Consider the following 24,359-nt stretch of genomic DNA (forward strand, 5'->3'; position numbering starts at 1 on the left):
CTGGCTTTCATGCAGGAGTTTAGGATGAAGACCGAACCGAACGAAGTCCACAACAGGCCGAAACTTGTCACCGTTTTCGGCGGCTCCGGCTTTGTAGGGCGCGCGGTCGTCGCCGCACTCACCAAGTGCGGCTATCGTGTGCGTGTCGCCGTGCGCAAACCGGAAGTTGCCTATTACATGGCTCCGCTCGGCAACGTCGGCCAGATCCAGATGGTGCAGGCCAATATCCGCAATCGCGCTTCGGTCGAACACGTCGTCAAGGGTTCAGACCATGTCGTGAACCTCGTTGGCATTCTCGCCGAAAGCGGTCGCCAGCGATTCAACACCGTTCAGGTGCTGGGCGCGAAGCACATTGCCGAAGCCGCCAAGACCGCTGGCATCCGTATGACGCATGTGTCCTCGCTTGCTGCCGACGTCAATTCGCCTTCTGATTACGCACGCACCAAGGCTGAAGGGGAAAATGCCGTTCTTTCCGTTCTGCCGGAAACTGTTATCCTCCGCCCGTCGATCATTTTCGGGCCGGAAGATCACTTCTTCAATCGCTTTGCCAACATGGCCCGCTTTTCGCCATTCCTGCCAGCGATCGGCGGTGGCGAAACCCGGCTCCAGCCGGTCTATGTCGGTGACGTGGCGGAAGCCGTCGCCCGTGCAGTCGACGGCAAGCTGATGCCGGGTGGCGTCTATGAGCTCGGTGGCCCGGATGTGCAGCCATTCAAGAACTGGATGAAAGACATGCTCGGCGTGATCGCCCGCAAACGCCTCATCATTTCCGTGCCTTGGTGGGTTGCCCGTTTGCAGGCTTCAATCCTCGGCCTGCTACCGAACCCGATGCTCACAAATGATCAGGTGACACTGTTGAAATTCGACAATGTCGTTTCTGAAAAAGCAATCAAGGAAGGCCGCACACTGGAAGGCATCGGCATCACGCCTGAAAGCGTCGACGCCATCCTGCCATCCTATCTGTGGCGATACCGCGTCGCCGGTCAGTACACCAAGACCGGTTTTGCGTGAGCAGCAACATAAAGCAGAAATGAATAGGGGGCCGAAAGGCCCCTTTTCTTTGGTCAGTTCCAGATCAACAAAGCAGCGAGACCGGCGGAGCCCACGATCAGACGCCACCAGGCGAACAGCTTGAAACCGTGGCGCGACACGTAATCGAGCAAATAGCGCACGACGAAGACGCCCGAGATAAAGGCCATGACGAAGCCGACGCCGATCAGCGCGCCGTCGTTGAAGGACAGGATATTGCGGCTTTTGTAAAGATCGTAGGCAAAAGCGCCTGCCATGGTCGGCATGGCGAGAAAGAAAGAGAACTCTGCCGCCGAGCGCTTGTCAGCGCCAAGTAGCAACGAACCGACAATGGTGGACCCGGAACGCGACACGCCGGGTATCATGGCCAGGCACTGGATGAACCCTATGGCAAGGCAGATCGGCAATGGATAATCCATGACATCATGATAGCGCGGACGCAGGTCGAGCTGGTCCACCCAGAGCAGGATGAACCCGCCAATGATAAGCATGACGCAAACCAGCATCGGCGTTTCAAACAGCACGCTCTTGATGAATCCATGCGCCAGCGCGCCGATCACCGCGGCTGGCAGAAAGGCGACCAGAATGCCCAAGACAAAGCGCCGCGTGCGGGCATCGCGGGGGAAGTCGGTCAGGATTTTGAGGAGTTTTGCCGAATAGACAGTCAGGATGGCCAGAATGGCACCAAGCTGGATCAGAACCTCGAAGGTCTTTCCTGTGGATTCAAAACCGAGAAAATGGCCGATCAGCAGCAAATGTCCGGTAGAGGAAACCGGAATAAACTCGGTCAAGCCTTCTACAAGACCGAGAAACGCGGCTTCCAGCAGATTAAAAACATCCATGAAGTCAGCACCTTAGAATATTGGGCACCATGATGGCAGCAAGACCGCGATTGCGGAACGATCAGACGAAAACATACTTCTAGAGCTTCCTTTTGGGCGTCCTCACAGGCGCACAAAGGAAGCTCAGTTCACTTGGGTTTAAGCACGTCTGTGTCCCGAAACCGGTTCCCACTTTCAGGAGACACGCTCAAGCGATTGCTTGTCTCTCGCAGGCATAGCCCTTATAGACCTTATGTTCCGTTGAGGCGGTGCCGAATCGCTTGGTAGCAGGAATAGCCTGCTACATGCGCAAAGGCCAGCCGCCGTGCAAACTCCGGACGTTCAATTCAAGCTTCAGTCGAGAGTCTCGCGTCGATCATGCTTACGCTTTTTCATCATCCCATGTCTTCGGGTTCGCGTTATGTGCGGCTCATCCTCGGTGAGTATGGCGTTGAAGCGGAGCTTATCGAGGAACGACCGTGGTCGCGACGCAAGGAATTTCTTGCACTGAACCCGGCAGGGACCCTGCCTGTACTTCTGGCGGAGAACGACCTTCCAGTCGTCGGCGCAACGGTCATCGCCGAATATCTCGATGAAACACGCGGGGCGCTGAAGCGTAGTCGCCGCCTTCTGCCGGAAAGCCCGATGGAACGCGCCGAAGTGCGCCGTCTTGTCGATTGGTTTCTGCTGAAACTCGAAAATGAAGTGACCCGTCACATAGCCCGCGAACGCGTGTTCAAGCTGCAGATGGCTGCCGAAATGGGTGGCAGCGCGCCGGATTCGACCGCCATCCGTGCCGCCCGCACCAACATCCGCCAGCATATGAAATATATCGACTGGCTGGCCGCGACCCGTGACTGGCTTGGCGGCGCGCATCCGAGCTACGCGGACATGGCTGCGGCTGCCTCTATTTCCGTGCTAGACTATCTCGGTGAAATTGAATGGGGCGAAACCAAAGCAGCGCGCGACTGGTATGCGCGGATGAAATCGCGTCCGGCTTTCCGCCCGTTGCTTTCTGACCGCGTGCGCGGGCTTGCCCCGGTGGCCCATTATGGCGACCTCGACTTCTGATAGCCGCGAGCAGAAACTCAAGCGCTTCCTGACCGAAGAAGCGAAGGCGGTCGGTTTCGATGCCGTCGCCTTCACGACGCCGGATGCAATTCCGCAAGCGCCGGAACGGTTGCGCCAGTACATTGCCGAGGGCCACCACGCCGACATGGAATGGATGGAGGAGACCGAGGCCCGCCGCAGCGATCCAAGCGTGCTATGGCCGGAAGTCCGTTCGATCATGATGCTCGCGATGAATTACGGACCGGACGTCAATCCGCTGGCCATTCTGGAAAGACAAGATCGCGCGGCAATCTCGGTCTATGCGCAGAACCGCGACTATCATGACATCATCAAGGGCAAGCTCAAGCATGTGGCGAGCCGTTTTGCCGCGCGCGCCGGACAGGACGTGAAGGTTTTCGTCGACACTGCACCCGTCATGGAAAAGCCGCTGGCTGAGGCCGCAGGGCTCGGGTGGCAAGGCAAGCACACCAACCTGGTAAGCCGCGAACTTGGCTCATGGCTATTCCTTGGCTCCATCTTCACAACGGCGGAAATCCCGCCCGACCAGCCTGAACGCGATCACTGCGGCTCCTGTCGCGCCTGTCTGGACGCTTGTCCCACCAAGGCTTTCCCTGCGCCCTATCGCATTGATGCACGGCGTTGCATCTCCTATCTCACAATCGAGAATAAGGGGCCGATACCGCAGGAATTCCGCAAGGCGATGGGCAACCGCATCTATGGCTGCGATGACTGCCTTTCCGTGTGTCCGTGGAACAAGTTCGCGCAGACGACCAGGGAAATGAAGCTGAAAGCCCGTGTTGACCTTAAGGAACCACGTCTGGCCGATTTGCTGGCACTGGATGATCCGGCTTTCCGCACCCTGTTTTCCGGCTCGCCGGTGAAAAGGATCGGGCGTGACCGCTTCATACGCAACGTGCTGATCGCCGCTGGCAATTCCGGCGACGTCACTCTTCTGCCAGATGTCGAACGATTACTGGAAGACAAAGCGCCGGTTGTGCGCGGTGCTGCAGTATGGGCCATGCAACAACTGGCCAGCCCCGACCGCGTGGCCGAAATGCAGAAACGTCTGGCCTCCTCAGAAGAGGATGCTACGGTAAGGGCAGAGTGGATAAAGGAGGAAGCTTGATGCGCGTTTTTCTGTTCGGAGCCGGTTATTCTGCCCAGGCCTTTGCTCAAAGGATCATCGGCGAAGCGGAACGCATCGACGGAACCACACGGCACGAGCAGAAATTCCCTTTTCTTGAACAGGCAGGCATAAAGCCCCTGCTTTTCGATGGTGAGACGCCCTCGCCCGAACTTCTCGACCGGCTTGCCCAATCCACCCACGTAGTGGTTTCGATTTCTCCCGGCGAAGGCGGAGACCCGGCGGTCGCTGTTGTTGAGGAAGCGCTTCGCCGCGCGGACAACACCATTCGCTGGATCGGCTATCTGTCTACAGTCGGCGTCTATGGCGATCATCAAGGCGACTGGGTGGATGAAACCGCGATCTGCAAGCCAGTGTCCCGTCGCAGTCTAGAGCGCGTCGAGGCCGAAGAAGCATGGGGACAATTGAGTGAACGGCATGGAACACCGCTTGCGATCCTGCGCCTTTCCGGCATCTACGGGCCGGGCCGCAACGCCTTCGTCAATCTGAAGCGGGGCACGGCACGGCGCATCGTTAAAGACGATCAGGTCTTCAACCGCATCCATGTCGAGGACATCGCCGGTAGCCTGCGTTTTCTGGCGGGAACCAATACGGGCGGCATCTTCAATGTCACTGACAATGAACCAAGCCCCCCGCAGGATGTCGTCACCTATGCAGCCGAACTGATGGGCGTGACGCCGCCGCCAGCGATCGCCTTCGCGGAAGCCGACATGACACCGATGGCGCGCTCCTTCTATGGCGAGAACAAGCGCGTCTCCAACCAGCGCATCAGGGATCTGGGCTACGAATTTGTCTATCCTGACTATAAGACGGCATTTTCGGCCATGTGGCGCGACGATAGCTGGCGCTGATTTGCGTTACTCTTGTGCGGCTGCTAAAAATGCAACGGTGTCAAACCGGGATAAAACGATGCGTAACGAAAAATCAGCAGAGAAATAAGCCGCAACAGCTTTTCCGACCTGTTGCGGCATCTGCCCCGGATAAATCTCCATTAAAGCGCACCCCGAAAATGTGTAACGGCTTTGGGATAAGGTGCGCCTTATAAATAAGGCAGATCGCCGCCCGATTACTTTCTCGAGCGGATGTTCCGTCATGCCTTTTAATAACAAGCAAACTCCGGACTGGAGCTATTCCCTGCCATTCGCGCTCGCGTTGATGGCCCCCTTCGACATTCTCGCCTCACTGGCCATGGACATCTACCTGCCGGTCGTGCCGTCCATGCCCGCCATCCTGCAAACGACGCCCGCGATGGTGCAGTTGACGCTTAGCCTCTACATGGTGATGCTGGGTGTCGGGCAACTACTGTTCGGCCCATTATCGGACCGCTTCGGACGCAGGCCCATCCTGCTTGGCGGCGGATTGGTATTCGCTCTTTCGTCCTTTGGCCTGGCGATTACCGACAATGCACCACTCTTCGTAGCACTTCGGCTCGTCCAGGCAACGGGAGCTTCGGCGGCGCTTGTCGCCACTTTCGCGACGGTCCGCGATGTCTACGCGGCGCGTCCCGAAGGTGCGACAATCTACAGCCTTTTCAGCGCTATGCTTTCCTTCGTCCCGGCCCTCGGGCCGATTGCCGGTGCGCTGATTGCAAAGGGTTTCGGATGGCGGACAATCTTTGCGTTGCTGGGTGTGCTCGGTCTCGTTGCGACATGGCGGGCCTTGCACCATTGGCACGAGACGCGCCCAAACAACAGCCCTCCACGCGCGGGCAGTATAGTCCGGATCATAAGTGATTTCCGCTTCTGGACCTATACGCTTGGCTTTGCGACGGCGATGGGCACTTTCTTCGTGTTCTTTTCCACGGCGCCACGCATTCTGATCGAACGCGGCGGCTTCGGCGAAACTACCTTTAGTTTTGCCTTCGCAAGTGTCGCCATCGTCATGATCGCCGCCACGCGCATCCTGCCACGTCACACACTGAAATGGGGCGCTCGTACAAGCGTGTCCCTTGGCATGGCCGTGCTCCTCGCCAGTGGGCTCCTGCTTGTGGCGGGTGAGAAATTGCTGCAGCCATCATTTACAAGCCTCATCGTTCCGATGTGGCTTGCCGCTGTTGGGATCGTCCTCACCGGTTCGATGACAGCAAATGGTGCGCTTGCTGCCTTTGACGACAGTGCAGGCATGGCGGTCGCGGTCTATTTCTGCATCCAGAGCCTGATCGTCAGTCTCGCGGGAACCGCACTGGTCATCTTCTTGCCCGGCGATACCGCATGGCCGTTGATCATCTTCTGCACATTCATGCCATTGCTGGTTATGGCCATGCTTGCGAGGCTACAACAGAGCTGAGTGAAATGGCAGTCGGCAGCGTGAACTGTCGACTGCCATTGAAGCCCCGCCATTCACACAGCATAATGCCCGCAATCCGACTGCCTTGATTCGCAGCCCGGCGCTCTAACCAATTGAAGCCGCGCATCGTGCTTTCCGAAAACCGTAACCGATTTTCGAGCCGATGTTGTAGGAAAACATGGAATTGCCCCATGATCGCAAAAAAATTGAAGAAGATCATTCTTGCAGCATCGCTGACCGCAATGATTGCGCCCGACTTTGTGCCGGTGAGCATGGCGGAAGACATGCCAGCCAAACAGGCCTTCGGCAGCGAAAAGCTTCCCGTATTGGCGCAGCAGCCGCAGTCTATCGGCTTTTATGCCAAGGGATGTCTCGCCGGCGCTGTCGCGTTGCCGACGGATGGACCAAACTGGCAGGTTATGCGCCTTTCGCGCAACCGACGCTGGGGCCATCCGCGTATGATCGCTCTTCTGGAAAAATTATCCCGAGACGCAGCAAAAGACGGTTGGCCCGGCCTGCTCGTCGGCGACATCTCGCAGCCGCGCGGCGGCCCGATGCTCACCGGCCACGCCTCGCATCAGGTTGGTCTCGATGCCGACATCTGGCTGACGCCGATGCCGAAAAAGCGGTTTACCGATGCCGAGCGCGAGAATGTTTCCGCCGTTTCGATGCTGAAGCCGGATTCTCTTTATGTGGACCCGAAGAAGTGGACCCCTGCCCGCACAGCCCTTATCAAACATGCCGCAAGCTATCCGGAAGTTGAGCGCATATTCGTGCATCCCGGCATCAAGAAGCAGCTTTGCGACACAGTGACAGGTGATCGAAGCTGGCTCGGCAAGGTTCGCCCCTATTGGGGTCACTTCTACCATTTCCACGTGCGCCTGACATGCCAGCCCGGCTCGCCCCAGTGCAAGCCGCAGCCGAAAGTTGCTGCAGGCGACGGTTGTGACAAGTCGCTTGCCTGGTGGTTCACCGACGAACCATGGAAGCCTGCGAAGCCGTCGAAGGAACCACCGAAAAAGCCGCGTCCGGTTATGGTCTCCGATCTACCGAAGGCGTGTGCTGCCGTCCTCAACGGCCCTGCGCCGAATTCGGTCGCGGAAGTCACCTACGGCGTGCAGTAAAAGGGCTTTATCGCAAATCCTCTTTTCAGGCCCATTGTGCTTCGCTATAGATTTAAAACGATTTAGGATGTTAATGACAAGGTTATCAACTTGTAAGGTTGCTCATTCATGACAGAACGCCTGCGCATAGCTCTGATTGCCCACGACCAGAAGAAGGATGACATGGTCGCCTTCGCCAAAGCGCATGAGCTGGCCTTGGCCCGTTATGACATCGTCGCGACGGGAACGACTGGCGGTCTCATTCTGGATGCTTGCCCTTCACTCAGCGTTCAGCGTGTGAAAAGCGGGCCACTCGGAGGAGACCAGCAGATCGGCGCAATGATCGCGGAAGGCACGGTGGAAGTGCTTATCTTCTTCATCGACCCGCTGTCCCCGCTCCCACACGATGTTGATGTGAAGGCGCTGACACGCCTTGGCAGCGTCTACGATATTCCAATGGCGCTCAATCGCGCCACTGCCGAGAAGCTCATCAAGGCGCTTGATTAAATCCGACACAAGACAGCCTCGCCGGCCTAGGATCATTGCAGGCGAAAGACATGACCAGGGAGAAGGACATGCCAGAGACGACGGCATGTCTCCCAAAAGTGGGAACCGGTTTTGGGAAAAAGACATGCGTGAAAGCAAAGAAATAGAGCGGACCGAACAGGGTTTCCGGTTTCCAGTACTTGTCGGCGATATCGGCGGCACCAATGCCCGTTTTGCTATCTTGGTGGATTCCAATGCCGAGCCAAAGGAGTTTCCCGTTCTCCAGACGGCGGATTATGCGACCATCGACGAGGCAATACAGAGCGCCATTCTCGATCACACCTCGATCCGGCCACGCTCCGCGATTCTCGCAGTGGCCGGTCCCGTCGACGGTGACGAGATCGACCTCACCAATTGCGATTGGGTCGTGCGCCCGAAAAAGATGATCGCCAATCTCGGTTTCGAGGACGTGACGGTGCTCAACGATTTCGAGGCACAGGCGCTCGCCGTTGTGTCTCTCGGCAGCGGTCATCTGGAACAGATCGGCGGCAAGCCGGAAGAAGTGATTGCCACCCGCGTTGTGCTCGGGCCGGGCACGGGGCTGGGGGTGGCCGGTCTTGTCCGCACACGTCATGCGTGGGTGCCGGTGCCAGGTGAAGGCGGCCATATCGATATTGGTCCGCGCACAACACGCGATTATCAGGTGTTCCCGCATATCGAACGCATCGAAGGCCGCGTCGCTGGCGAACAGATCCTTTGCGGTCGCGGCTTGCGTAATCTTTATCTTGCCATATGCGCCGCCGACAAGGTGACGCCGACGCTGGAAACCCCCGCCGACATTACCTCAGCCGGGCTTGACGGAAGCGATGCGCAGGCGGAAGAAACCTTGCATCTGTTCGTCACCTATCTAGGGCGGGTCGCAGGCGACCTGGCGTTGATTTTCATGGCGCATGGCGGCGTCTATCTTTCAGGCGGCATTCCGCAGCGTATCCTTTCCGCACTCAAGACAGGCGCGTTCCGCGAAGCTTTCGAGGACAAGGCTCCTCACAAGGTCATCATGCGCGATATTCCTGTCCGTGTGATCACGCATCAGCTTGCAGCCCTTGCGGGGCTTTCCGCCTTCGCACAGGCACCTGCCCGCTTTGAGGTCTCGACCGAAGGACGCCGCTGGCAGACCGGTTGACCCGCAAAGCTTGAGGATGGTCAAGCCGCACGGATAACGTTATAGAAACGCTGCACTGAAATTGCCGACGGCTTTTTCAATGCAGCGTTTCCGTATGGGAAGTCGTATTTTTCAACGAGAGCCGCCGGCATGCCGGAAGGCTAAGAGATAAAAAGCGCTTTTGCACGTGAGTCTATTCAAGAAGAAAAACAAGAAGATCGATACGGGCGAAGCCACCCGCGTAATCCGGCGGATGATGTCAGAAAACATCCGCGAATATAAGAATAATTACATTATCGCCATCCTCGCATCGCTCATCGTCGGCGGATCAAACGGTGCGCTGGCCTATCTGATGAAGCCGATGATCGACAAGATATTCTACGAGCAGAATCTCGGTCTGGTCTGGGTTATTTGCGGCACATTGCTGGTCATCTTCATACTGCGCGGCTTTTCCGGCTACATACAGGCCGTGGAGCTTGCCAAGATCGGTAATAATCTGGTCGCGCGCTATCAAAAGCGCATTTTTGACCATCTAATGAAGCTCGGTCTCGATTTCTACAATGATACACGTTCGGGTCATCTGGCTGCACAGATCAACCAGAATGTTTCCGGCATTCGTGACCTTCTCAACATGACGATTTCGTCGATCGCGCGCGACCTCATCTCGCTTATCGGCCTCATCGGCACGATGTTCTATATGGACCCGATACTGTCCGTTGCGATTTTCCTCATCGGACCGCCACTCATTCTGGCCGTTGCCTATATTTCGCGTCGTATTCGCTCCGTCACCCGCGATCTTGTCCATCTCAACTCCCATCTGCTGGGCGCGATGCAGGAATCGATTCAGGGCATCGCCATCGTCAAGGCCTTCACGATGGAAGATCAGCTACGCGCCAAGATCGGCAAGCTCATCGACCAGTCCGAAGGCCGCAGCAACAAGATCGCCAAGGTCTCCGAACGTACGACGCCCATTTCCGAAATGCTGGCCGGTTTCGCCGTAGCGGGCGTGCTGGCCTATAGCGGCTATCGCGCCATTCTTGAACAACAGCCCCCCGGCGCAACCTTTGCCTTCATAACCGCAATGTTACTTGCCTATGACCCTGCGCGTCGCCTTGCCCGTCTCCAAGTCGGGCTGGAAAAAGCGCTCGTGAATGCACGCATGATCTATGAAGTGCTAGACATAGAGCCGCGCCAGCGCGATCTTCCGGGTGCCGTGGAACTTAAAGCAGGTCCCGGTGAAATCCGCTTCGAGAATATCTACTTCTCCTATAATGAAACCGCTCCGGTGCTGCATGGCGTCAGCTTCGTCGCCAAGGCAGGTGAGGCCACAGCCGTGGTCGGCGCCTCAGGTGCAGGCAAATCGACGCTCATCAATCTCGTCCAGCGCTTCTACGATGTCGACAGCGGCAAGATTCTGTTCGACGAACAGGATATCGCGCAGGTCAAGAAGCGCTCGCTGCGCCACGCCATCGCCTATGTTTCGCAACAGCCTTATCTGTTCGAGGGTACCATTGCCGACAATATCCGCTATGGCCGCCCTGACGCCACGGACGAGGAAATAATCGAGGCGGCCAAGCTCGCCCATGCGCATGAGTTTATCCTGCAGCAGCCACTGGGCTACGATACACCGGTCGGCGAAAATGGTGTGACGCTCTCCGGCGGCCAGCGCCAGCGGGTTTCCATCGCTCGCGCCATCGTGCGCAATGCGCCGGTTCTCCTGCTTGATGAAGCGACTTCCGCGCTCGACAACGAATCGGAGAAGCGGGTCCAGCAGGCGCTGGAAGGCATCATGCAGAACCGCACCACTATCGTGATTGCGCACCGCCTTTCCACGGTGGTCAATGCAGATCGCATCGTGGTGATGGAAGCCGGTCGCGTGGTGGAAGAAGGCCGTCACGACGATCTGATCGCGATCCAGAACGGCGTCTATGCGCGCTTCTATCAATTGCAGAGTGGCAGCGGCGATATCATCACCGAGCAGACGGCAGAAGAATTGCGGACAGGAGAAACCCGATGAGCGGAGATACGCAGAACAGCGAAGTGGGCCTCGTCGTCGTCGGTGCTGGCGGGCGCATGGGGCAAACCTTGATCCGAACCATCCAAACCATTGAAGGCGCGAAGCTGGTCGGTGCTATCGAACGCTCCAGCTCTCCCTTTCTGGGCAAGGATGCGGGGGAAGTCATCGGCATAGGTCCGCTCGGCGTAACAATCACTGACGATCCGCTGCCGGTTTTTGCCAAGGCGCAGGGCGTCCTCGATTTCACAAGCCCTGCGGCAAGCGTAGAATTTGCAGGGCTTGCTGCGCAGGCGCGTATCGTACACATCATCGGCACGACGGGCTGTTCGGATGACGACGAAGAGAAAATCCGCGCCGCCGCCCGTCATGCAACCATCGTCAAATCCGGCAATATGAGCCTTGGCGTCAATCTTCTATCGGTTCTGGTGCGGAAGGCGGCGCAAGCACTCGACCCCGCAGATTTCGACATCGAAATTCTTGAGATGCACCACAAGCATAAGGTTGACGCCCCGTCCGGCACCGCGCTGCTTCTCGGAGAAGCCGCAGCCAGAGGACGCAATATTGCACTGGCGGAAAACAGTGTTCGCATACGCGACGGCTATACGGGACCGCGCGAAACCGGCTCCATCGGCTTTGCAACCTTGCGCGGCGGTTCGGTCATCGGCGATCATTCCGTGATTCTTGCCGGCCCCGGTGAACGCGTCGTTCTTTCACATCATGCCGAGGATCGTTCTATCTTCGCGCGCGGCGCCATCAAGGCTGCACTTTGGGCCTATGGCAAAAAGCCCGGTCTCTATTCCATGCTCGATGTTCTCGGGCTGAACGACTGATTTTCTTTATTAACGGAGCGTTGCATATGTCTCGTACTCTCGTCCTGGTCCGCCACGGTCAAAGCGAATGGAACCTCAAGAACCTGTTCACCGGCTGGCGCGATCCGGGCCTGACCGAACAGGGCCATGCCGAAGCCAAGGCTGCTGGCCAGCGCCTGAAGGCTGCTGGTCTCAAGTTCGACATCGCCTACACGTCCGCGCTGTCACGCGCACAGGTGACTTGCCAGCACATTCTTGATGAACTCGGTCAGTCTGATCTCAAGACAATCCGCGATCAGGCCCTGAACGAACGTGACTATGGCGATCTGTCCGGCCTCAACAAGGACGATGCACGCGCAAAATGGGGTGAAGAACAGGTCCATATCTGGCGCCGTTCCTATGACGTTCCACCTCCGGGAGGTGAAAGTCTGAAGGACACCGGCGCGCGCGTATGGCCGTATTATCTGCATACGGTGCAACCACATGTACTGCGCGGCGAGACGGTTCTGGTTGCCGCCCACGGCAATTCGCTTCGTGCGCTGATCATGGCGCTCGACGGTCTGACGCCGGAACAGATTCTCAAGCAGGAACTTAACACCGGCGTTCCTGTTATTTACCGGCTCAATGCTGATTCGACTGTCGCTTCGAAGGAAATTCTCGAAGCTTGATCGCGGCCTGGCTGTGGACTTGTCGGGCGCGTCCGAGCGCCCGTCCCTCTTTTCAACGCGAAAAAAGCACTGGCTTAAAAAAAGCTGACTGAATGTCGAAATCGCGATTGACAGAGGCAGGTCGACCCCTTAGATGGGTCCTCGTCGCCCAGATGGCGGAATTGGTAGACGCACCAGCTTCAGGTGCTGGCGCTCGCAAGGGCGTGGAGGTTCGAGTCCTCTTCTGGGCACCATTTCCAAGTCTTCAGACCACTACCAAGGTCCAGAAGCACCCCAAAAAGCCCGCGAAAGCGGGCTTTTTTGTTTCTGGAACGTCGTTCCAGCGAAGTCAGGCTTTATGCCGATTAGTCCGATCAACAGATTTGGCAGGCAATGCAGTTTTCTCCCTCCGAACGCGAGACTTTCTTCGAATTACTGAAATGGCGGCGTGATATTCGTCACTTTAGCGGCGAAGCGGTAGATGACGGAATTATCGATTCTTTGCGAGAATCGATGGATTATGCTCCCTCCGTCGGCAATGCCCGTCCCTGGCGCGTGATTGCAGTTGAGAGTCCCGCAGCGCGCGCAGCAGTCCACGATAACTTTCTGGAAGCCAACCGATCAGCCGCACAAATCTATGATGGGGCGCGCGCAGAGCGTTACCGCGACTTGAAGCTGGAAGGCATCAAAGTCGCCCCCGTGCAGCTTGCCATTTTTACCGAAACCGCACCCGCCGAAGGGCACGGCCTCGGCAGACAGTCCATGGCCATGACTCTGGAGCACAGCACGGCAATGGCAGTCCAGAATCTCAATCTGGCGGCAAGATCATTCGGGCTCGGCGTCGGCATGATTTCCATTCTCGATCCACACGCTATGGAAAGACTTTTCCGGGTCGAGAGCAGCTGGCGCTTCAGCCTTTATGTGTGCATCGGCTGGCCGCAGGCCACACACACCGATAATGATACGCCGCTGTTGCACAGAAACGGCTGGCAGAAAAACAACGCGACGGTCTGGCGCCGTTTCTAGAAGGCACGCGCCGCAAAGCGGCAGGATCAAGTTCTGACAGCCCTCGCCTATCCCGATCCGCGCCTAACCTGTAAGATCGGCCCTGCGAGGCGGGCTTTATTGGGAGGAAAATCATGCGACGGATCATTGTTGGGACGTTTCTAAGCCTCGACGGCGTCATGCAGGCACCAGGTGGACCGGAAGAGGATCGCAGCGGCCAATTCGAATATGGCGGCTGGACAGTGCCCTATTGGGACGATGTGGTTGCCGCAGCCATGGGAGAAAGCTTCTCCAAACCGTTCGACCTGTTGTTGGGCCGACGCACCTACGATATTTTTGCTGCCCATTGGCCGCATCAGGAAACAGACCCCAACGCCCCCGGCTTTGTGCCTGGCGAAGGCGAGATCGCCAAGATGTTCAATGATGTAACGAAGTATGTTGCGACACACAGGCCGGAAAGTCTGAACTGGCAGAATAGTGAACTCTTGGGCGACAATATCGTAGCCTCGTTGAAAGCCATCAAGTCCACCGAAGGCCCGGACCTGTCAGTCTCAGGCAGCAGCGAGCTGGTTCATCAATTGCTTGCCAACGATCTGGTCGACGAGTTACGACTGCTGATCTATCCTGTGGTCCTCGGCAAGGGCAAACGCCTCTTCGACGAGCAATCAGTACCGTCGGCCTTCAAGCTTATCAGCTCCACGACGTCGCCAAGTGGCGTCATCATTGCCAATTATCAGCGTTCAGGCAATCTCAAAACCGGTTCTTTTGCGATGGACCACCCTTCAGAAGAAGAAATCGAGAGGCGTAAGAACCTTTCCTGATTTCAACCGGATTTCTTCGGCAAGGCTTTGTCAACAGCCCGATAAATTGTGCCTATTGCGCTGATCTCGCAATTGGCGGCACAATCCGGCGTCCTTAAACCATTTGCTTACAATTATAATATCGGGGAGCAAATATGCGCCGAAAAGGCTTGCTGGAATTTGAAGGGAACGGAACACTTTACGGCCTGTTTCTGTTCTGTACAGTCTGCGCCATCGCGGGCAGTCTCATGAGCTATAGCGGCGAGGATTCTGCCTGGCGCTGGCTGCACTATCTGACCAAGCCGACCGCGACTCTGTTGCTGCTCGCCGCCGTGCTTTGCGCGGCGCGCCCCAAATCAAAATTCTATGGTTTTGCGGTCGCCTTTGGTCTGGCTTTCGCCGCGCTCGGCGACTTTTTCCTGATGCTACCTGGCGATTACTTCATGGCGGGGCTGATCTGCTTTCTCATCACCCATTGCGCCTATATCTATGCGCTTTGCCGCAATACGCGCTTTGCAGCGCATAAAGGCATTTTCGTCCTTTTCGCCATCGCCGCCCTTGCCATAATAACCGGGCTTTGGTCGTCGCTGCCTGATGCCCTGAAAATACCCGTCATTATCTATGCAGCCGCGCTTTGCATCATGGCGGCACAGGCAATGAGCCGCGCGCTCGGTACGGAACCGGAAACGCCGCAACGCTACGGCGCCTGGCTTGCCGCAGCGGGTGGCCTCTTCTTCATGACAAGCGATACGTTGCTTGCCTATGGACGGTTCAGCCTCGATATTCCGATGAATGGCCTCTGGGTGCTTGCGACCTATTATGCCGCGCAATTCCTCTTTGCCCGCTCGACCGAGGATTTTGCTTATGCCGACTGAAGAACAGACATTGCAACCCGCATTCGAGCGCCTGCGGCAGGCTTGGCTTGAAGACCGCCCCGCCTACGAGCAGCGTCTGGACGACCTGAAACGCCTGCGTGAAAAACTGGAAGCAAGACGGGATGAAATGGCAAAAGCCATCAGCGGGGATTTCGGCAATCGCTCGCTGCATGAAACCCTGCTTGGTGAAGCCGGCGTCGTCTTCGCCGAAATCGACGATGCCCTGCACAACCTCAAGCGCTGGATGAAACCGAAACGGCGCAAGGCAGGGTGGAAAATGTGGCCAGCCAAGGCTGAAATCCGATATGTTCCGCTTGGCGTAGTGGGAATAATCGCGCCATGGAATTATCCGGTGAACCTGGCACTCGCACCGCTTGTCGCGGCCATTGCAGCCGGAAACCATGTTTTGCTGAAACCTTCCGAACACACGCCGCGCACCGCCGAATTCCTGCAAAGCCTGCTTTCAGAAGTCTTCCCTGAAGATAGGGTCGCGGTGGCGCTTGGCGATGCATCGCTTTCCGCGCAATTCGCGTCGCTGCCGTTCGACCATCTCTTTTTTACCGGCTCCACTGGAGTCGGACGCAAGATCATGGCTGCTGCGGCACCGAACCTGACCCCGGTGACGCTGGAGCTTGGCGGCAAGTCGCCAGCCATCGTCAGCGAGAACGCTAATCTCAAGCGGGCAGCCCGCGCAATCGCGACGGGAAAATTTTTCAATGCAGGGCAAACCTGTATCGCACCGGACTATGTCCTCATCCACCACAGCAAGCGCGACGAATTCGTGAATCTTCTACGTGCCGAAATGCAGGCGCGTTATGGCGGCGTGTCAGCGGAACAAGACTGCACAACAATCATCAACGATGCTCAACAAGCACGACTGTCACAACTGCTAGCCGATGCCAAGAACCGGAGCGACGCGGTCATTGAGCTTCCAGCGGGCTCCAGCCAGCCGCGATCAATGGCGCCAACGCTCGTGCTGGAACCTGCTGCAGACAGCGCGATCATGCAGGAGGAGATTTTCGGTCCGCTTCTGCCAATCGTCAGCTATCGCCTGCTCGACGATGCGATCGGCTTTGTTGTCAAGCTTGATCGTCCTCTGGCGCTTTACTGTTTCAGCGACAATACGGCAGAGATTGAAATGATGCTCGGTCGCATCGTGTCTGGCGGCGTCTGTGTAAATGATACGCTCTACCATTTCGCCTGTAATAGCCTGCCGTTCGGCGGCGTAGGTGCAAGCGGCATGGGCCAGTATCACGGCCATGACGGTTTTCTGACCTTTTCCAAGGCGATGCCGATCCTGACCAAATACGCCCCTGCGCCGAGCGATCTTATCAAGCCGCCCTATACCGGCCTCACCGACCGGCTGATCAGATTCATTGCAAGATGAAGCAGGGAACCGTATGTGCAAGCTTTGCATTTAGAAAAGGTCGCCCAATTGTGTAGGCAATCGCTATTCAAACGGGGCTGCAATCTGATTATATATAACCGGGTCGCCGGGGCATCGCTCCGGCCCAAGTCGTAATCTTTCGGAACCGAATACCTGACAGGTGAATCACGGGTGCTGAAAAAGAAAGAACCAAACCGGATATCCAAGTCCATTCTGACTGCGATCCGGAACAGGCCGGGCTTCAGGCCACTCAACGCCAATATTACCGGTGGCGACATTGTCATTGCATCCTACAATGTCCACAAATGCATCGGCATCGACAAGCAGTTCAATCCACAGCGTACAGCTGAAGTCATCAGTGAAATAGATGCAGATGTGATCGCGCTGCAAGAAGCCGACAGGCGCTTCGGTGAACGCTCCGGCCTGCTCGACCTGGGGCTGCTTGAGCGCCGCCATGGTCTCGTGCCCGTCCCGATAACCGCAACAATGCCAAAAGGCCATGGCTGGCACGGCAATGTGCTTCTGTTTCGCGAAGGCGTGGTGCGTAATGTGCAGCAGCTCAAGCTTCCCGGCGTCGAGCCGCGCGGCGCACTGGTCGCGGACCTGCAGTTCCCGGCAGGCCCCATACGCATCATCGCCGCTCACCTTGGCCTCCTGAAGCGTTCCCGCGAACAGCAGGCCGAAAGCATCCTTACCGCTTTGCAGGAGGCCGACACGCTCCCTACCCTATTGATCGGCGACCTGAACGAGTGGCGTATCGGCAAACGCTCGTCACTCGCAGCCCTCATGCCGACATTCAATCATGTGGCTACCGCTGTCCCGAGTTTCCCGTCACGCTTCCCGGTTTTTGCGCTGGATCGCGTCTTGGGCGCTCCGCATAATCTCATCACATCGGTTGAAGTGCATAATACGCCGCTTGCGCGCCTGGCATCCGATCACCTGCCCATCAAGGCGCATCTCGATCTCAAATCGGCAACGGACCTTCTGGAAAAATACAGCCCGGAAATATTCGCGAGCCGGACGGGATGATTCTCAGAGATAAGGCGAACCGAGCCATATAATCCGGTCCAGAAGCCGTTCCAGAAATGGCCGGTTCTTGAGGCGCGCGAGATTGACCTCGCGGCTCTCCTCTATCACCTTGCCGATGCGTTCCTCCACCTGACGCGCCACATCGTGGTCGAGGATTTCAAGATCGACCTCAAAATTCAGCCGCAGCGAGCGCGGATCGATGTTGGACGATCCAACATAGGACCAGGCGCCGTCGATGGTCATCAACTTCGAATGATTGAAAGCGCCGCTCGCCCGCCAGATGCGGCAACCATCCTTCAGCAACTGGTCGAACTGCGCGCGCATGGCCCGGTCCACCAGCTTCAGATTGTTGACGCCCGGCACGACGATATCAACCGATACGCCACGCCGCGCCGCCGTCACCAGCGCGCTGATGAGTTCGCGATCCGGCAAAAGGTATGGCGTCATGATGAGAATATGCTGCTCGGCAATCGAAAAGGCCCCCATCATCATGCGCTGGTTGGTTTCAACATTCTTGTCTGGGCCCGACCCGACCACACGGACCAGCGTTCCGGTTCCCGGCGGGTTTTCCGGCGGGGCTATCTTCCATGCCTCTCCGGTCAGCAGTTCGCCGGTCGCAAAGCGCCAGTCTTCGGATGCGATATGAAAGAGATCGGCAATCGCCGGGCCTTTGAGCTTGAAATGCGTATCGAAGGCAACCGCATCGCCCGCAATCAGGCGCACGAAACCCGCGCGAATATTCATCCCGCCGGTAAAGGCGATCTTGCCGTCAACGATCAGGATTTTGCGGTGGGTGCGCAAGTTCGCATAAGGCAGACGCAGCCCGATGATGATATTGCCGTTGAACACATCGACGGCGACGCCTTTATCTTTCAAAAGCTTGACGATACTCGGAAAAGAATAGCGCGCCCCAACCGCATCGACCAGCACACGCACCTCCACACCACGCCTGACCGCATCGCCCAGAGTATCAGCAAATTTCTCGCCAATACCGTCCCGGTCGAAAATATAGGTTTCCAGCATGATGCTACGCTCGGCCCTACCAATGGCGTCGAGCATTGCGGCGTAGGCATCATCGCCCGTTTCCAGCATCTCAATGCTGTTGCCGCTGGTGAAATCATAGAGGCTAACGGCGTCACCCAGTATCTTCATCGCCCCGAACTGGCGCCCGAAGGTGGCACGCACGAGGTCATTCGTGGTATCGAAATGCGACAGGTGATAGAGAGCGATCTTGCCCATATTGGCACGCTGGTGGGTAAGCGTGGAACGGCGGATACGATTCACGCCCGCAATGGCGTAGACCACTGCCCCCACGATAGGCGACAGCACAATAACACCAACCCAGCCGATGGCGGTGCGCACCTCTTCCTTTGTCATGGTCGCATGGATAGCGGCGATCGCTCCGAGAACAACCGACAGGACAAACAGGATATGCGGCCAATAGTGGGAAACGAGATCGAACATCACATGAACTTTACGCGGAAAACGACTGCGATAGCAAAGAGATATAACGCTCAAAAGGGCAAACGAACAGTGGCGCCATGGTGATCAGTTCTACCCTCCACAAAAGCTGGTCAAATTCAGCGCATGCCTTATATTGACCATGAGGCATGACAATTTGAGGGACGTCTCATGGCAACAGCTCACAATGATTTCGACCGGCCGACCTTTCCAAAGGAACTTTCCAGCAAGTGGGGGTGGTTCGTCGCCCTTGGGGTCGCATTGCTGATCCTCGGAGGCATCGCCTTCGGCAATCTCGTTCTGGCCACTGTGGTCTCGGTCTACTATGTCGGCCTGATGATGCTGATTGGCGGGGTCATCGAGATCATCCACTCCTTCGGCGTCAAAACCTGGGGCAGCTTCTTCTTCTGGCTACTAAGCGGTCTGCTTTATACGGCAGCCGGTATCGTTGCCTTCATCAATCCGGTGCTGGCGGCGGGCGTGCTGACTTTCCTTCTGGCCGCGGCTCTTCTCGGCTCCGGTGCTTTCCGCATCTGGCTTGGCTTCAAGTCGAAACCGGCTGCCGGTTGGGGCTGGATCGTCGCAGGTGGTGTCGTCACCGTGCTGCTGGGGCTGATCATCGCCATGCAATGGCCAGTCAACAGCCTGTTCATTCTTGGCCTCTTCCTCGCGATTGATCTGATCTTCCAGGGCTGGGCTTTCATTGCTTTCGGCCTTGGCATCAAGAGCCGATAAACTTTCACGCATCACTGGCAAAGCGGCGCTCACTGCGCCGCTTTTCATTTGAACTCGACCTTTCGGCCAAGTCCTGCTAGATGCTGCCCAACATCTTCGCGGCGCGCTTTCACGCGCAGCCCAACGTTTCGCCATCACGAGTTTCTTCATGCCCGCTGACCATCCCGTTTCCAAGCGCCGCACATTCGCGATCATCGCGCACCCGGACGCCGGTAAGACCACGCTGACCGAAAAGCTGCTGCTGTTCGGCGGCGCCATCCAGCTCGCCGGTGAGGTGAAGGCCAAGAAGGATCGTATCCAGACCCGTTCGGACTGGATGAACATCGAGCGCGACCGCGGCATCTCGGTCGTCACCTCGGTGATGACCTTCGAGTACAAGGATTGCATCTTCAACCTGCTCGACACGCCGGGCCACGAAGACTTCGCGGACGACACCTATCGCACGCTGACTGCAGTGGACAGTGCCGTCATGGTCATCGATGCCGCCAAGGGTATCGAGCCACGCACGTTGAAGCTGTTTGAAGTCTGCCGCATGCGCGACATTCCCATCGTCACCTTCGTTAACAAGATGGACCGTGAAGCGCGCGACCCGCTTGAGATTCTGGATGAGATCGAGGAAAAGCTGGCGCTCGACACAGCACCGATCACGTGGCCGATCGGCTCCGGCAAGAGCTTTGCAGGCACATTCGACCTTCATAACGATACAATGCGCCGTCAGGACAATGAAGAGCAGCCGACCAAGGTCAGCGGCCCCGAAGAAGCCGCGGCCTTACTGCCCGAAAACGAACGTGAAGCCTGGCTGGACGGTTTGGAACTGGCGCGCGGCGTCTGCCGACCGTTCGACCTTGCCTCTTTCCGCGAAGGCCATATGACGCCTGTTTATTTTGGCTCGGCACTGAAGAACTACGGCGTGCGCGACCTGATCGAAGCCTTCTGCGATTTCGGCCCCTCGCCGCGCGACCAGCAGGCCGACACCCGCATGGTGGCAGCGACCGAAGACAAGATGACCGGCTTCGTGTTCAAGATTCAGGCCAATATGGACCCGAACCACCGCGACCGTATTGCTTTCCTGCGCGTCTGTTCGGGCAAGCTGTCGCGCGGCATGAAAGCGAAACTGGTGCGCACCGGCAAGCCGATGAGTCTCTCGGCACCACAGTTCTTCTTCGCGCGCTCGCGCCAGATTGCCGATGAAGCATTTGCAGGCGACGTGGTCGGCATCCCCAATCACGGCACGCTGCGCATAGGTGATACACTGACCGAGGGTGAGGAAATCCTGTTCCGCGGCGTGCCGAACTTCGCGCCGGAAATCCTGCGCCGCGTACGTTTGGACGACGCTATGAAGGCCAAGAAGCTGCGTGAAGCGCTACAGCAAATGGCTGAAGAGGGCGTCGTGCAACTTTTCGTACCGGATGACGGATCTCCGGCCATTGTCGGCGTCGTTGGAGCCCTGCAAATTGATGTTCTGACCGAGCGTCTCAAGGTGGAATATTCGCTGCCGGTCGGCTTTGAAATGTCGCGCTTCTCGGTATGCCGGTGGATTTCCGCCGACAATCCAGCCGAACTCGACCGCTTCATTGCTTCTCATCGCGCAGACATCGCGCATGACCTCGACAATGATCCCGTCTTCCTCGCCCAGAACGGCTTCTCGCTCAATTACGAAGCCGAACGCTGGAAGGATATCCGCTTTGCCACCGTCAAGGACTATCAGGTCCGCGACAAGTCCTGATGAGTAAGGTGATATGACAGATCCTGTTCTGGCTGCTCTCGATTTGCCCGATGCACTACGTCAACGGCTCACGGGTTACAGCAGCCAGCAGGATGAACTTGGCCGTTCGTCAGCCAATGTGTTTCTGCTCGATCATGATACGCGCGAACCGCTCGTTCTGAAAATCGAACCAGCAAGTACCGTCAGCGAACTTGCCGGGGAATGCGCCCGGCTCGAGTGGCTCGCAAAGCAGGGACTGCCGTGCCCCAAGATCGTTGCTTACGAAACGCAGACCGACCGGCATTTTCTTTTGATGACACGGCTTGCCGGGGCAGATCTCGCTTCGTCTGTCGGCGATCTCCCGGCAGCCAGAATTGTCTCCATTCTTGCGGTAGCCTTGAAGACGCTGCACAGCGTCGATCCCGCCGCCTGTCCCTTCAACCACCGGCTGGACCGTCGCATTGACGACGCCCGCACGCGGGTCGAAGCCGGTGCCGTCGATGAAGATGATTTCGATGCCGAGCGCGAAGGTAGCAGCGCCGAAGACCTTTTCTGCGAACTTTACCGCCTGAAACCATTGCAGGAAGATTTAGTCGTCACCCACGGCGATGCTTGCCTGCCAAATTTCATGGCCAACGACAACACATTCACCGGCTTTATTGATTGCGGCAGGCTCGGCCTTGCAGACCGCCATCAGGATCTCGCACTGGCGTGCTGGAGCATTCGCCATAATCTGGGCGAGGAATGGGTGCAGCCATTTATCGGTATTTATGGCGGTCCCGCAATCGACGATGCGAAGATTGCCTACTACCGTTTGCTGGACGAGTTTTTCTAACCGGACCGGCGCTCCGACCTCGCTCGAAACGCCGGTTCCGTACTCAGTTGGTTGCCGCGTCGGCAACCGGATGCACAGTACGAAACCCGACCGCGACACGGTTCCAGGCATTGATCGTAGTGATGGCCATACTCAGCTTGACGATCTCCTCATCGGTGAAATGCGCTTTCAACGCCTCAAAATCTTCGTCAGGCGCGCGCGTCTGCGCAAGCAGTGTCAACGCTTCAGTCCAGGCCAGTGCAGCTCGTTCGCGTGGCGTGAAAAGTGGCGATTCCCGCCATGCCGCCACCAGGTAAAGACGCTCTTCGGTTTCACCGGCCTTACGAGCATCGCGCGTATGCATATGAATACAATAAGCGCATCCGTTGATCTGTGATGCCCGAATGCGAACGAGTTCATAAAGACTATATTCCAGCCCTGCTTCCGATACGGCTTTGTCCAGGTCAATCATGGCCTGCATGATCTTTGGTGCCAGCTTATAGGGAACGAGTCTCGCTTCCATCACATGTCTCCTTGAGGTTAACGACCCATCGTCGCTCACTATCAAGACGAAGCAGACAGCCCGAATGTGACATGCACCGCAGAAAAACTTACTTGTTTGCTTCGAGAAGGCGCTCGGCAATCTTCTCTGCCAGCTTCTCGGCCACTTCTTCCTTGCTCATTTCCGACCATTCCTCGATGCCGGTCCGGCTTAGAATGCGGACATGATTGCGGTCGCCGCCCATGACGCTGCTACCGTCCGGGGAATGCGAGACATCGTTTGCGACGATCCAGTCCGCGCCTTTCTTCTCAAGCTTGCGCTGCGCGTTTTCGGCCACGTTCTGCGTTTCTGCCGCAAAACCAACGACGAGGCCGGGCCGCTTGTCGCTATGGCCGACACCGGCCAGAATGTCGGGATTCTCGACCATGGCAAGCGTCGGAGCGCTTTCACCGGGTTTCTTCTTGATCTTCTGCCCAGCCTCGCTGGCCGTGCGCCAATCAGCAACGGCAGCAACCATAATCGCCGCATCAGCGGGAAGATGCCGCTCCACAGCAGCCTGCATTTCGCGCGCCGTCTCGACGTGGATCACGTCCACGCCTTCAGGGTCGGGAATGGCGACCGGGCCGGACACCAGATGCACCTTAGCACCAAGCCGCGCGAGTGCTGCGGCGATAGCGTGGCCCTGCTTGCCCGACGAACGATTGGCGATATAGCGCACCGGATCAATTGGCTCGTGCGTGGGGCCGGAAGTCATGACAATGGTTTTGCCGACAAGCGACCTTGCTTGCGGCGCCAGCAGGCTTTCGATTGTAGCGACTATTGCCAGCGGCTCGCTCATGCGTCCTATTCCCGCCTCGCCGCTTTCCGCCATCTCGCCCCTCTCCGGGCCGATGAAGCGAACGCCGTCTTTTTCGAGCGTCAAGCGGTTGCGTCTCGTCGCGGGATTGTCCCACATGGCCGGATTCATCGCAGGCGCAACAAGGACTGGAACTTTGCGGGCCAGCAGCACCGCACTGGCCAGATCATCGGCAAGCCCGTTCGCCATCTTGGCCATCAGGTCAGCGGTCGCAGGTGCGACAACGATCAGGTCAGCATCGCGGGCAAGCCGGATATGCCCGACATCCTGTTCGTCCTCGCGCGAGAACAGATCGGTGAAGACACGATCAGCCGAAACCGCGCCAATAGTCAATGCTGTCACGAATTGCTGCGCCGCCGCCGTCATCAAGGGACGCACATGCGCGCCACGCTCACGCAACCGGCGAATGAGATCCGGTGTCTTATAGGCAGCAATGCCACCGCCAATAATGAGAAGAATGCGTTTTCCAGCCAGTGAAGCCACGCCAGCGGGAGACACCGCGGCAGCCTGTGGAGCTGCATCTTGCCCGGCCAGCAGAATGCGCGCTTCCTCTTCCATGGAACGCCCGTTTTGCGCTGCCCTGATGCGCAGCCGTTCCTTGGCGGCATCATCGAG

The 24,359-nt window shown here is 57.5% G+C and carries 24 protein-coding genes and 1 tRNA gene; 20 read left to right on the top strand and 5 right to left on the bottom strand.

Annotated features, from left to right (window positions below; translation table 11 throughout):
* Positions 1-24 precede the first annotated feature (24 nt).
* Positions 25-1,011, top strand: coding sequence for a complex I NDUFA9 subunit family protein (locus FJQ48_RS21925; protein ID WP_139977023.1), 987 nt, complete (start codon positions 25-27; stop codon positions 1,009-1,011).
* 53 nt (positions 1,012-1,064) lie between these two features.
* Here FJQ48_RS21925 and FJQ48_RS21930 read toward each other — a convergent pair whose 3' ends face one another.
* Complete coding sequence (locus FJQ48_RS21930; protein ID WP_139977024.1) at positions 1,065-1,871, bottom strand: undecaprenyl-diphosphate phosphatase; 807 nt, start codon at positions 1,869-1,871, stop codon at positions 1,065-1,067.
* Positions 1,872-2,228: 357 nt separating this feature from the next.
* Here FJQ48_RS21930 and FJQ48_RS21935 point away from each other — a divergent pair, with 357 nt between their 5' ends.
* Genes FJQ48_RS21935 through FJQ48_RS21945 form a run of 3 tightly spaced genes read left to right on the top strand, consistent with a single transcriptional unit; the run spans position 2,229 to position 4,916 of the window.
* Positions 2,229-2,921 (top strand): glutathione S-transferase family protein, encoded by a 693-nt coding sequence (locus FJQ48_RS21935; RefSeq protein WP_139977025.1) that lies wholly within the window; start codon positions 2,229-2,231, stop codon positions 2,919-2,921.
* Positions 2,902-4,047, top strand: coding sequence for a tRNA epoxyqueuosine(34) reductase QueG (gene queG / locus FJQ48_RS21940; protein ID WP_139977026.1), 1,146 nt, complete (start codon positions 2,902-2,904; stop codon positions 4,045-4,047). Before FJQ48_RS21935 ends, queG begins: the two co-directional genes overlap by 20 nt.
* Positions 4,047-4,916: an SDR family oxidoreductase gene (locus tag FJQ48_RS21945; RefSeq protein ID WP_139977027.1), complete on the top strand. Its 870-nt coding sequence runs from the start codon at positions 4,047-4,049 to the stop codon at positions 4,914-4,916. The genes queG and FJQ48_RS21945 overlap by 1 nt, the downstream gene beginning before the upstream one ends.
* Positions 4,917-4,922: 6 nt before the next feature.
* On the opposite strand, the gene FJQ48_RS22885 is transcribed toward FJQ48_RS21945, so the two are convergent.
* Positions 4,923-5,057 (bottom strand): hypothetical protein, encoded by a 135-nt coding sequence (locus tag FJQ48_RS22885; RefSeq protein ID WP_273793649.1) that lies wholly within the window; start codon positions 5,055-5,057, stop codon positions 4,923-4,925.
* Between the two features lie 100 nt (positions 5,058-5,157).
* Here FJQ48_RS22885 and cml point away from each other — a divergent pair, with 100 nt between their 5' ends.
* From cml to FJQ48_RS22010, 13 genes are all read left to right on the top strand, one after another.
* Complete coding sequence (gene cml / locus FJQ48_RS21950) at positions 5,158-6,351, top strand: CmlA/FloR family chloramphenicol efflux MFS transporter (RefSeq protein ID WP_139977028.1); 1,194 nt, start codon at positions 5,158-5,160, stop codon at positions 6,349-6,351.
* A 191-nt stretch (positions 6,352-6,542) separates the two neighbouring features.
* Complete coding sequence (mepA, locus tag FJQ48_RS21955; protein ID WP_139977029.1) at positions 6,543-7,475, top strand: penicillin-insensitive murein endopeptidase; 933 nt, start codon at positions 6,543-6,545, stop codon at positions 7,473-7,475.
* Between the two features lie 108 nt (positions 7,476-7,583).
* The gene (locus FJQ48_RS21960; protein ID WP_139977030.1) at positions 7,584-7,961 is read left to right on the top strand and encodes a methylglyoxal synthase; all 378 of its coding nucleotides are present in this window, start codon (positions 7,584-7,586) and stop codon (positions 7,959-7,961) included.
* A 124-nt stretch (positions 7,962-8,085) separates the two neighbouring features.
* Positions 8,086-9,123, top strand: coding sequence for a glucokinase (locus tag FJQ48_RS21965; protein WP_139977031.1), 1,038 nt, complete (start codon positions 8,086-8,088; stop codon positions 9,121-9,123).
* Positions 9,124-9,289: 166 nt separating this feature from the next.
* On the top strand, positions 9,290-11,119 hold the full coding sequence (locus FJQ48_RS21970; protein WP_139977032.1) for an ABC transporter ATP-binding protein: 1,830 nt from the start codon (positions 9,290-9,292) through the stop codon (positions 11,117-11,119).
* Positions 11,116-11,949 (top strand): 4-hydroxy-tetrahydrodipicolinate reductase, encoded by an 834-nt coding sequence (gene dapB / locus FJQ48_RS21975; protein WP_139977033.1) that lies wholly within the window; start codon positions 11,116-11,118, stop codon positions 11,947-11,949. The genes FJQ48_RS21970 and dapB overlap by 4 nt, the downstream gene beginning before the upstream one ends.
* Before the next feature lie 26 nt (positions 11,950-11,975).
* Positions 11,976-12,596: a 2,3-bisphosphoglycerate-dependent phosphoglycerate mutase gene (locus FJQ48_RS21980; protein WP_121981677.1), complete on the top strand. Its 621-nt coding sequence runs from the start codon at positions 11,976-11,978 to the stop codon at positions 12,594-12,596.
* A 146-nt stretch (positions 12,597-12,742) separates the two neighbouring features.
* Positions 12,743-12,829, top strand: a tRNA-Leu gene (locus FJQ48_RS21985).
* Between the two features lie 139 nt (positions 12,830-12,968).
* Positions 12,969-13,601: a 5,6-dimethylbenzimidazole synthase gene (gene bluB, locus FJQ48_RS21990; protein WP_139977035.1), complete on the top strand. Its 633-nt coding sequence runs from the start codon at positions 12,969-12,971 to the stop codon at positions 13,599-13,601.
* Positions 13,602-13,714: 113 nt separating this feature from the next.
* Entirely contained in the window at positions 13,715-14,401 is a 687-nt protein-coding gene (locus tag FJQ48_RS21995) for a dihydrofolate reductase family protein (protein WP_139977036.1), read from the top strand.
* A gap of 134 nt (positions 14,402-14,535) precedes the next feature.
* Positions 14,536-15,255: a lysoplasmalogenase gene (locus FJQ48_RS22000; protein WP_139977037.1), complete on the top strand. Its 720-nt coding sequence runs from the start codon at positions 14,536-14,538 to the stop codon at positions 15,253-15,255.
* Positions 15,245-16,642, top strand: a complete 1,398-nt coding sequence (locus FJQ48_RS22005) for a coniferyl aldehyde dehydrogenase (RefSeq protein ID WP_139977038.1) — start codon at positions 15,245-15,247, stop codon at positions 16,640-16,642. Before FJQ48_RS22000 ends, FJQ48_RS22005 begins: the two co-directional genes overlap by 11 nt.
* 171 nt (positions 16,643-16,813) lie before the next feature.
* Positions 16,814-17,671 (top strand): endonuclease/exonuclease/phosphatase family protein, encoded by an 858-nt coding sequence (locus FJQ48_RS22010; protein ID WP_139977039.1) that lies wholly within the window; start codon positions 16,814-16,816, stop codon positions 17,669-17,671.
* 3 nt (positions 17,672-17,674) lie between these two features.
* On the opposite strand, the gene cls is transcribed toward FJQ48_RS22010, so the two are convergent.
* A complete protein-coding gene (gene cls / locus FJQ48_RS22015; RefSeq protein ID WP_139977040.1) occupies positions 17,675-19,135 on the bottom strand; it encodes a cardiolipin synthase in 1,461 nt (486 codons plus the stop codon).
* A gap of 168 nt (positions 19,136-19,303) precedes the next feature.
* On the opposite strand from cls, the gene FJQ48_RS22020 reads away from it, so the two are divergent.
* The 3 genes from FJQ48_RS22020 to FJQ48_RS22030 all read left to right on the top strand — a co-directional run bounded on the left by FJQ48_RS22020 (position 19,304) and on the right by FJQ48_RS22030 (position 22,407).
* Positions 19,304-19,867 (top strand): HdeD family acid-resistance protein, encoded by a 564-nt coding sequence (locus FJQ48_RS22020; protein WP_139977041.1) that lies wholly within the window; start codon positions 19,304-19,306, stop codon positions 19,865-19,867.
* A gap of 148 nt (positions 19,868-20,015) precedes the next feature.
* Complete coding sequence (locus tag FJQ48_RS22025; RefSeq protein ID WP_139977042.1) at positions 20,016-21,593, top strand: peptide chain release factor 3; 1,578 nt, start codon at positions 20,016-20,018, stop codon at positions 21,591-21,593.
* 13 nt (positions 21,594-21,606) lie between these two features.
* Positions 21,607-22,407 (top strand): APH(3')-II family aminoglycoside O-phosphotransferase, encoded by an 801-nt coding sequence (locus FJQ48_RS22030; RefSeq protein ID WP_139977044.1) that lies wholly within the window; start codon positions 21,607-21,609, stop codon positions 22,405-22,407.
* A gap of 43 nt (positions 22,408-22,450) precedes the next feature.
* On the opposite strand, the gene FJQ48_RS22035 is transcribed toward FJQ48_RS22030, so the two are convergent.
* The gene (locus FJQ48_RS22035) at positions 22,451-22,909 is read right to left on the bottom strand and encodes a carboxymuconolactone decarboxylase family protein (RefSeq protein WP_139977045.1); all 459 of its coding nucleotides are present in this window, start codon (positions 22,907-22,909) and stop codon (positions 22,451-22,453) included.
* Positions 22,910-22,997: 88 nt separating this feature from the next.
* On the bottom strand, positions 22,998-24,227 hold the full coding sequence (gene coaBC, locus FJQ48_RS22040; protein WP_139977089.1) for a bifunctional phosphopantothenoylcysteine decarboxylase/phosphopantothenate--cysteine ligase CoaBC: 1,230 nt from the start codon (positions 24,225-24,227) through the stop codon (positions 22,998-23,000).
* Between the last annotated feature and the right edge of the window lie 132 nt (positions 24,228-24,359).

The organism is Ochrobactrum sp. CGA5 (assembly GCF_006345815.1).
Taxonomy (GTDB): Bacteria; Pseudomonadota; Alphaproteobacteria; order Rhizobiales; family Rhizobiaceae; genus Brucella.

What these genes read in the sequence shown, in the direction of transcription:
- FJQ48_RS21925 (WP_139977023.1), top strand. Translation starts at nt 25, where the DNA reads ATGAAGACCGAACCGAACGAAGTCCACAACAGGCCGAAACTTGTCACC.
- FJQ48_RS21930 (WP_139977024.1), bottom strand. Translation starts at nt 1,871, where the DNA reads ATGGATGTTTTTAATCTGCTGGAAGCCGCGTTTCTCGGTCTTGTAGAA.
- FJQ48_RS21935 (WP_139977025.1), top strand. Translation starts at nt 2,229, where the DNA reads ATGCTTACGCTTTTTCATCATCCCATGTCTTCGGGTTCGCGTTATGTG.
- queG (WP_139977026.1), top strand. Translation starts at nt 2,902, where the DNA reads ATGGCGACCTCGACTTCTGATAGCCGCGAGCAGAAACTCAAGCGCTTC.
- FJQ48_RS21945 (WP_139977027.1), top strand. Translation starts at nt 4,047, where the DNA reads ATGCGCGTTTTTCTGTTCGGAGCCGGTTATTCTGCCCAGGCCTTTGCT.
- FJQ48_RS22885 (WP_273793649.1), bottom strand. Translation starts at nt 5,057, where the DNA reads ATGGAGATTTATCCGGGGCAGATGCCGCAACAGGTCGGAAAAGCTGTT.
- cml (WP_139977028.1), top strand. Translation starts at nt 5,158, where the DNA reads ATGCCTTTTAATAACAAGCAAACTCCGGACTGGAGCTATTCCCTGCCA.
- mepA (WP_139977029.1), top strand. Translation starts at nt 6,543, where the DNA reads ATGATCGCAAAAAAATTGAAGAAGATCATTCTTGCAGCATCGCTGACC.
- FJQ48_RS21960 (WP_139977030.1), top strand. Translation starts at nt 7,584, where the DNA reads ATGACAGAACGCCTGCGCATAGCTCTGATTGCCCACGACCAGAAGAAG.
- FJQ48_RS21965 (WP_139977031.1), top strand. Translation starts at nt 8,086, where the DNA reads ATGCGTGAAAGCAAAGAAATAGAGCGGACCGAACAGGGTTTCCGGTTT.
- dapB (WP_139977033.1), top strand. Translation starts at nt 11,116, where the DNA reads ATGAGCGGAGATACGCAGAACAGCGAAGTGGGCCTCGTCGTCGTCGGT.
- FJQ48_RS21980 (WP_121981677.1), top strand. Translation starts at nt 11,976, where the DNA reads ATGTCTCGTACTCTCGTCCTGGTCCGCCACGGTCAAAGCGAATGGAAC.
- bluB (WP_139977035.1), top strand. Translation starts at nt 12,969, where the DNA reads ATGCAGTTTTCTCCCTCCGAACGCGAGACTTTCTTCGAATTACTGAAA.
- FJQ48_RS21995 (WP_139977036.1), top strand. Translation starts at nt 13,715, where the DNA reads ATGCGACGGATCATTGTTGGGACGTTTCTAAGCCTCGACGGCGTCATG.
- FJQ48_RS22000 (WP_139977037.1), top strand. Translation starts at nt 14,536, where the DNA reads ATGCGCCGAAAAGGCTTGCTGGAATTTGAAGGGAACGGAACACTTTAC.
- FJQ48_RS22005 (WP_139977038.1), top strand. Translation starts at nt 15,245, where the DNA reads ATGCCGACTGAAGAACAGACATTGCAACCCGCATTCGAGCGCCTGCGG.
- cls (WP_139977040.1), bottom strand. Translation starts at nt 19,135, where the DNA reads ATGTTCGATCTCGTTTCCCACTATTGGCCGCATATCCTGTTTGTCCTG.
- FJQ48_RS22020 (WP_139977041.1), top strand. Translation starts at nt 19,304, where the DNA reads ATGGCAACAGCTCACAATGATTTCGACCGGCCGACCTTTCCAAAGGAA.
- FJQ48_RS22025 (WP_139977042.1), top strand. Translation starts at nt 20,016, where the DNA reads ATGCCCGCTGACCATCCCGTTTCCAAGCGCCGCACATTCGCGATCATC.
- FJQ48_RS22030 (WP_139977044.1), top strand. Translation starts at nt 21,607, where the DNA reads ATGACAGATCCTGTTCTGGCTGCTCTCGATTTGCCCGATGCACTACGT.
- FJQ48_RS22035 (WP_139977045.1), bottom strand. Translation starts at nt 22,909, where the DNA reads ATGGAAGCGAGACTCGTTCCCTATAAGCTGGCACCAAAGATCATGCAG.